General features: G+C 40.0%; 7 protein-coding genes. 5 read left to right on the top strand and 2 right to left on the bottom strand.

The window, feature by feature from the left end; all coding sequences use genetic code 11:
• The first annotated feature begins 143 nt into the window (after positions 1-143).
• From ACP45E_RS04290 to ACP45E_RS04270, 5 genes are all read left to right on the top strand, one after another.
• Positions 144-1229: a glycosyltransferase family 2 protein gene (locus ACP45E_RS04290; protein ID WP_017037273.1), complete on the top strand. Its 1086-nt coding sequence runs from the start codon at positions 144-146 to the stop codon at positions 1227-1229.
• Positions 1230-1273: 44 nt separating this feature from the next.
• Positions 1274-2065, top strand: a complete 792-nt coding sequence (locus ACP45E_RS04285) for a glycoside hydrolase family 16 protein (protein WP_017033204.1) — start codon at positions 1274-1276, stop codon at positions 2063-2065.
• Between the two features lie 258 nt (positions 2066-2323).
• Positions 2324-3109, top strand: coding sequence for a calcium-binding protein (locus ACP45E_RS04280; protein WP_017033203.1), 786 nt, complete (start codon positions 2324-2326; stop codon positions 3107-3109).
• 88 nt (positions 3110-3197) lie between these two features.
• The gene (locus tag ACP45E_RS04275) at positions 3198-4889 is read left to right on the top strand and encodes an ATP-binding cassette domain-containing protein (protein WP_017037272.1); all 1692 of its coding nucleotides are present in this window, start codon (positions 3198-3200) and stop codon (positions 4887-4889) included.
• Positions 4882-6198, top strand: coding sequence for an HlyD family type I secretion periplasmic adaptor subunit (locus ACP45E_RS04270; RefSeq protein WP_017037271.1), 1317 nt, complete (start codon positions 4882-4884; stop codon positions 6196-6198). Before ACP45E_RS04275 ends, ACP45E_RS04270 begins: the two co-directional genes overlap by 8 nt.
• 77 nt (positions 6199-6275) lie before the next feature.
• On the opposite strand, the gene ACP45E_RS04265 is transcribed toward ACP45E_RS04270, so the two are convergent.
• Both ACP45E_RS04265 and ACP45E_RS04260 read right to left on the bottom strand, forming a co-directional pair.
• On the bottom strand, positions 6276-6923 hold the full coding sequence (locus ACP45E_RS04265) for a LuxR C-terminal-related transcriptional regulator (RefSeq protein ID WP_241824266.1): 648 nt from the start codon (positions 6921-6923) through the stop codon (positions 6276-6278).
• A gap of 256 nt (positions 6924-7179) precedes the next feature.
• Entirely contained in the window at positions 7180-7830 is a 651-nt protein-coding gene (locus ACP45E_RS04260; RefSeq protein WP_017033199.1) for a LuxR C-terminal-related transcriptional regulator, read from the bottom strand.
• Positions 7831-7886 lie beyond the last annotated feature (56 nt).

Here is a 7886-nt window from a genome sequence, read left to right as displayed (position 1 = left end):
CGCGCTTGGCAAAGCTACGGCTTGTTTCGCTATGGCCGTTGCCAATCTATTTGATCAAATTAAGTGGCGTAAGTGGGCAATAAGAGGCTCCCTCCACATTGGAGTAATATCACGCCTTATCGCACAAAAGGATGTAGAGCTATATGGAAACTAAGACACTAAGCACTGAGTCGACTCAAGGCAAAAACCGACCAATGGTCAGTGTGATCATTACTTGCTACAACTATGAAAAGTTCATTCAAACAAGTATAGAGAGCGTACTTAATCAAACCTATTCTAATATAGAGTTGATCGTGGTCGATGATTGTTCAAAAGACAATTCACGAGCACTTATTATGGGATATCAAGACCGATTAATCCCCGCTTTTCATAAAAAAAACAAAGGCCATGGCGGCGCATTCAATACTGGTTATGATGCTTCTAGTGGCGACGTTATTATGTTTCTTGACGCAGATGACTACCTACTTCCTAACTCCATAGAGAACGCTTTAGAACAATTTCCGGCTCAAAGCGGTATGTGCCAGTACAGAATGCACCTTGTTGATGAGCAAGGTACTCAGTTTGATATATTCCCCAAACAAGAGCTCCATTTTGATGAAGGCGATCAAGCAAAAGAAAAGTTACTCCACTGTGGCCAATACCAATCTACCGTCACTTCAGGGTTACTGTTTAGACGCGAGTATTTAGAAAACGTGATGCCTATTCCACAAGAATCTTTTCGTCAAGGTGGTGATGGCTACTTAGTTACCCTCGCACCAATTTTTACCATGGTATCGAGCAGTGAACATTGTTTCTCAGCCTATCGACAACACGGACTCAATCATTCTGCGTTTGCAAGTCAATTAACGGATCGTGCAAAGTGGCTTCTTGAGCATAATAATATGCGGCATTCAGCCCTTAAAAAAGCCACCGAGAACAAATCACTACCACTAGAAAATGAGTTTTGGTACAACGACATGGTTCATTTAAACCAGATCATGTGTTTGGCACTTTTTGAACCAAATAATAACCTAGCTTCGACATCTCGCCTAAATCTCGTCAAAAAAGCAATAAATAGCATCAGCAGTCAAAACTTAAGCACAATCAATAGAATGATTTTATCTATGTGGTGGATTTCTATTACTTTCTCTCCGCGAGTTATTGCAAAACCACTCTATTCATGGCGGTTATTAGCATCCAGTAGACCTAAATTTGTGCAGCTAGCTTCTACCTTTTTAAGAAAGTTATAACAAAATTTTTTGTCGTTATATACCTATTACATCGAGTGTTCAATATGTTAAAAATTGTTAGTATTTTCTCTTTGCTACTTTTCAATACGCTTTCTAATGCCAATGCTAGCGAATGTGAGATTCAAGATTATGAGTTGGTGTGGTCTGATGAATTTAACTATTCAGGCCTTCCTGATAGTAGTAAGTGGAATTACGAAGAAGGGTATGTTCGAAATAAAGAGCTGCAATATTACACCGTAGAGTCGCTAGAAAACAGCTACGTTAATAATGGTATACTTACTATCGAAGCTAAACATCACTTATCAACCTCACAACCTTATACGTCGGCAAGCTTAACCACAGAGAAAAGAGCAACATGGAAATATGGCAAGATTGAAGTTCTTGCCAGCATACCTGTCGCGCCAGGAACTTGGCCAGCAATATGGATGCTTGGGGCAAATATACGGCAAGTTTACTGGCCTAGAAGTGGTGAAATAGACATCATGGAGCATGTGGGTAGCAACCCTGGCGTTATTCATGCTAATGCGATTTATTATGATCATGACAAGAAAGAAAGAGACAGTGTTGGCGCGCATATTGATCATGACTCAGTAGATAGATTTAACAAGTACGCTATCGAATGGACACAGCAGCACATTACCTATTTTATTAATGATAAGCCATTTCACCGAGTGGATATCGAAGCTATGGGAACCGAAAACAACCCTTTTCATAAGCCATTTTATCTCATCATCAACCTCGCTCTTGGCGGGTGGGGAGGTAACTTGAGTGAAGATTTCACATCTGAAAAACTAAAAGTCGATTACGTTAGAGTCTACCAAAAACCCTGCCATTAGTAATATAAACTCATACTTTTTTAATTTTATATCTCATGCATTCATTCAAATATAGGGCTACCCAGAAAGATCACAATAAGTAAAAAATAAACCACTGAAAATTAAGAACATTAGTTTCATGCTTATATCGTACATATGAAACACTGTAATCCAGTATATTAATCTTGTCCATTCGATATTTCAGTTTCAACTTTTGAAAATGGACGTTGCTAATAAGCACTGTTTTTTCAAAAATCTATCACTGAAAAAGGAATTCACATGTTTCAACATATATACGATGCTCTAGAAGAAGCGAAAACACTTCTCGACCCTAATGCAAGCACAAACCAAGAAGATACCATCACGACAGGACAAGACGATTCAACAGTATTCGCTCTGCATGGTGATGACGTTATCTTTAGTGGTGCAGGCGATGATATCCTATCTGGAAATACTGGCGATGATATTATCGACGGAAATGCTGGTGATGACATTATTATTGGCGGGGTAGGAGAAGATGTACTTAGAGGGGGCGCAGGTAACGACCAACTCGCTGCAAGTGTTGATGACAAAATGGTTGCCGGTGGTAATGGTTTTGACACTGTCTACATGCGCGCAGAAGAAAATGGCGACAATTTTTTCGACTTGGTTACTCAAGCGCGCTCTGTAGAAGCGATTGTGGGCTACGGTCCTGAGGACGTTTTCGCTAATGTCAGTCTTTCTAACATTTTGTTTCAATCTCAAGATGATGGAGACGAAGCAACACCTGATACCGATAACACGTTTATTGCAGTCGGGCTTGAAGGGCTTTCATTAGAAGGCGTTTGGAGATTCCTAGAAGACGGCGAACTTAATTTCACTTCTGAAGATATTACAGGTGAGCAAGAGCAGGCATATATTGAAATGCTTGGTCTATCTTACGTACCAGAAGGCGTGCTTGATCTTCATGCGTACACCTTTGGTGAAGGTGTGGATGCTGTTACTATTGTCACTGACCTGTCAGAATCAGACATCACTTGGAACGGTGAATCTTTGGCTGATATGTCTGAGATGATGCCTGCTTAATCCTAGCACTCTCTAACTATATACAAGGTGAAAGTTTCGGCTTTCACCTTTTTCTCGTTAGTGAACGATTGATGTCGAGGAACCCACATTGCGCAGTAATAACACTCCTAAACCATCCCCCAGAGAGACATTTTCACGCGCTGAAAAGCAATTGAAAGTTAGTCTACTCTGGGTGCTCTTTTTTTCATTTTTTATCAATATATTTGTGTTGGCGCTTCCTTTTTATTCACTGCAAGTTTTTGACCGAGTGTTAACCTCTCAAAGCCTTGATACCCTTTGGCTACTCTCTATCATCACCATCGCGTTTATTATTTTGCATGCCGTTCTTGATTGGATCAGACAACGCATGCTGTTATCAGCGAGTGAGCAGTGGAGCTCTCATATTGGGGCCTCACTTCATGGTGCCTCTATCTTTGCCAGTAGCGACAGCAACACCAACAATGCCCAAATCATAAACTTAATGAAGGGCGTGAGAAATACACTGTCATCATCGCTGAGCCCGCTTTTTGATACACCATGGACACCATTAATTTTACTGTTTTTAGTTGGCCTTCATCCTTTATATGGAGTGATTTGCGTATTTGTTATTGCGCTACTCATTGGATTAGCGATGCTCAATTTCCACTACCGAAGTAAAGCCAACCTTCAACAACTGTCGTTAACCCAAACCTCGATTGAAGACACCAACAGCGTGCGCGCTATGGGCATGACGAAAAATATCGCGGCGATCACAAGCGCTCAAGATTCTACCGTGTACAAAAAAATGGTCATTGGCTTAGGGCAAAGCACAAATATAGCCAGTGCCTCTAAATTTCTGCGAGCTTTAGCACAGGTCTCTTTGGTTGCGATAGGGGCTATTTTAGTCATAGAACGAGAAATAACTGCCGGTGCCATGATTGCAGCCACCATGCTTTCAGCACGTGTATTTTCCCCCTATGAAGCGTTAGTCAGTAACCTTTATCCTTGGATTAATGCGAATCGTTACTGGAAAGAACTCGTTAGCATTACACTCAGTTACCCAAAAGAACCACAAGAAGCCAGCCTACCAGCAGCGCAAGGCAAACTCACCGCAGAAAATGTGATGCTGTTGTATCCTGACAGCAACAAACCTTTTTTATCGCGGATTAATATTGATATTCCTTCTGGCAGCTGCATTGCTATCGTCGGTGATTCCGGGAGCGGAAAAAGCACACTATTAAAAGCACTCGCCGGATTAATTAAACCAAGCCTAGGGCAAGTCAGACTTGATGGTGCTACCTATTTACAATGGTATTCCGAAGAGCTAGCTGATGTTCTCGGTTATTACTCTACCGACTCACAGTTTCTACCAGGTTCTATCATTGAAAACTTGTCATTATTCCAATCGGAGTACGATGTCGAAAACGTCTATAACGCCTGTAAAGCCTTAGGGTTGCACGAACAAATTTTAAAATGGCCAAAAGGGTACGAAACCGACATCACTAAAGATATCAGACTTTCTAGCTCGGAATACCATAAGCTATTGTTGGCACGCACGTTGTTTTCGACACCTAAAGTGCTTATTTGGGATCAACCTAATGCGTTTCTTGGACCTACCGATGAAAGGCTATTGCACCAAATTTTGGTCGTAAGAAAACGAATGGGGCTAACCACGATTTTTACCACCAACCAATCTTCATTACTCGGGTTTAGCGATCGCATCATCTTTTTGGAAAATGGCACGATTAAAAGCGATACCGAAACAAAAAAAATCGCAGCCGCGCAAAAAATACCAATGAAAAAGGTGTCGAATAATGGCTAGACATGAAACCGAGCTACACAATCCAACCAATCACACTCACTTTTGGATCAAATGTGGTCTGGCATTACTGGTGATCGGCGGCGGAGTGATCGTTAACTGGATTTACTTTGCTCCACTCAGCAGCGCAGCCATTGCTCAGGGCCATATCACCGTTGAAGGTTATCGAAAAAAAATCCAACACCTCGATGGGGGTATTGTTGAAAATATTTATGTCAAAGATGGGCAGCTAGTGTCGGTTGGCGATCCATTAGTCACGCTAAACTCAACCAAAGCAAAAACACGATTTTTACAAATAAAGTCTCGCTATTACAATGCGCTCGCAAAATATAATAGGCTTCAAGCAGAAATCAATGAAACGCGCGAGATTGCATTTATTCCATCGTTAGACCAGTCTGACGCATTGATTGCTCAAGCAGTCGCTACACAAACTAAGCTCAGACAGATACGAATGGAAGCACTAAATGGTGCGATCGAAATTGCAAAAAAACAGATGGAGCAAGCCAAACAAAATCTAAATTCATACGTTGCGAGAAGTAAGGTGGACGCCCAAGCGCTTGGCTTACTTGATGAACAGGTCGACATGCTAGCCAAGCTTTCAAAAAAGGGGTTTGCATCACGTGAACAGCTTTTATTTTCACAACGTGAAAGGCTTGACATCCAACGTCGAATCGACGACTACGATGCTGTTATGGCGAGAGAAGAATTACTGATTGCCGAAGCAAAACAGAGCATTGCTAACTTAAGATTAGAGTTTATAAAAGACGCGTCTGAAGAACTAGAACTTGCAGAGCGAGATATTATAGAACTGAAAGAACATTTATCCCAAGCAGAAGAAGAGCTAGGCAGGTCAACTATCGCTAGCCCAATCAACGGCAAGATCGTTGAGCTCAACATTCACACCTTAGGTGGTATTGTGACCAGTGGCGAAGTTCTTATGGAAGTCATACCTGTAGATAGTAATCTTATTGTTGAAGCCAATGTTACCCCTCAAGATATTGATGCGCTGCAACTTGGTCAAATGGCTGAAGTTCGTTTAACTTCATATAACTATCGCCGCTTATTACCTATTACTGGTAAGGTCGTTTACATTTCTGCTGACAGCATTATCGACGAGCGAAAAGATCAATCTAGCTACACCATAAATATTGAGCTAGATATGAAGACAGTTGAAAAAAACACCCACATAAAGCTCTACCCAGGCATGCCCGCCGAAGTACTGATTCTTTTAGATGAACGTACTGTGTTGGATTATTTATTAAACCCGTTACTAATATCGCTAAACAGAGCATTTCGAGATTCGGATCTTTAGGGCGTGTTGATCTTTCAATAAAAAAAGAGTCTATAAACTAGTTCATAGACTCTTTTTTTATTCATTACAGCAAATTACTATAAGTGTTTTTTAGCCCAAGCCATTGCCTGAGTTCTGTTCTTTACTTCTAACTTCTTAAAAATATTATACAAATGGGACTTAATTGTATGCTCACTTACAAACAGAGAGTCTGCTATTTCCACATTAGAACCTCCTGTTTTAAGAGATTCCAATATTTCTAGTTCTCGTCGTGTTAGCTCAGTTGCTAAATACCCTAGATCTTGAGTCGTATTTATATTTAGTTCATAGTAACTGATTAATTTGCTGATTATTTTCCTAGGTAGCCAATTATCGCCACTAGCAATGGATTTCAAACCTTGGCAAACCTGTGGTAGCGTATCTTTAGCACTAAAAGTACCACGTAAAGATTTCCAGCTAAGAACCTCTTCCACACTCATATCTTCATCTGCGTTGAATAAAACGGTTCCTATTACTTTGTCTGATTCTTGTATTATTCGACTTACTTCTTCAAGCTGTTCCGATGCTGAAACATCAACGATAACAATACTGTTATAAGGAATAGTGGCGACATCCATTTTTTTGGATGGATCGACACTACTGATACTAAGCTGAGTCGCTTTCTGAAGCATCTGACAAAAGTTTTCACTCTGTAGATTGTATTGAGTCATCATTAAAATCTGTACCTCTGATTCAGATAAACCCATATTTAGACCTTTCATACATTCCCTTTAACTAATACTTCCAAAGTGCTAACAACACTAAATCTACAAACAAAAAGACTCAAATAACAAGATGGTCAATATATAGTAAAAATTAGGTCATTAATATTTGGAAACATTAGGAAAGCATTAGAATCTCAAAAGTGAAACATCAACTTTACTATTATTCTAAACTTTTGAATGAACTCGCGTTGGATATAAAAAAGTCTTTATAACTAGTTTTTCATCTTCTACGCTATATTCAAATATGATTGTTTGCCCAAAGTAGTGCTTGTAATCGATTTTTTGCATTTATCTTCTTAAATATATTGTGTAAATGCGTTTTAACCGTATTTTCGCTGACGAATAACTTATCTGCAATTTGCATGTTTGAAGCCCCATGACCAAGTAGCTGAATGATCTGCTTCTCTCTTTTGGTTAAACTGGCAAACTCCCTAGTTCCCGTATACTGCCTACTCCCACGAAAATATTGAATGTAGTCTTGGGCAAAGCGCCTAGATAACCACATTTCATTCTGAAGAATCTTTGTCATACCCTTTACGAAATTGTCTATATTATCATCCACATAAAATACGCCAACGAGGTCTCTCCACTTGAATAACTTTGAAGACTCTACATTTTTGGGGCAGTTTATAAGTACTTCTTTTAGCGAGTTAGATTCTTGAACACGAAGGCGGCCATAGACTGAAAAGTTTTCATCATTGAATGCTGAAAAGTCCGCCAACACTATAGGGTGAATAGCAAGTTGCTGAGTTCTATTGTCCGAAAGAGAAGCAAGAGGAACAATCTCTACAGAAAGGTCCAAATTAAATTCTAACGATTGCTTAAGAAGGTTAGATTGCATACTAAGTTCAGATAGTAAGGTTACCTTAGTACGCTGACTTTCATTCATGTCTGACTCCTGGTGACGCATTTACTAAAATTAAATGACAGTAGATCGGAAGAGCG

Source organism: Vibrio genomosp. F10 str. 9ZD137 (genome assembly GCF_049974785.1).
In the GTDB taxonomy this organism is placed as follows: Bacteria; Pseudomonadota; Gammaproteobacteria; order Enterobacterales; family Vibrionaceae; genus Vibrio.
The sequence above is the reverse complement of the archived record's forward strand: the minus strand, read 5'-3'. Positions and strand labels throughout refer to the sequence as shown.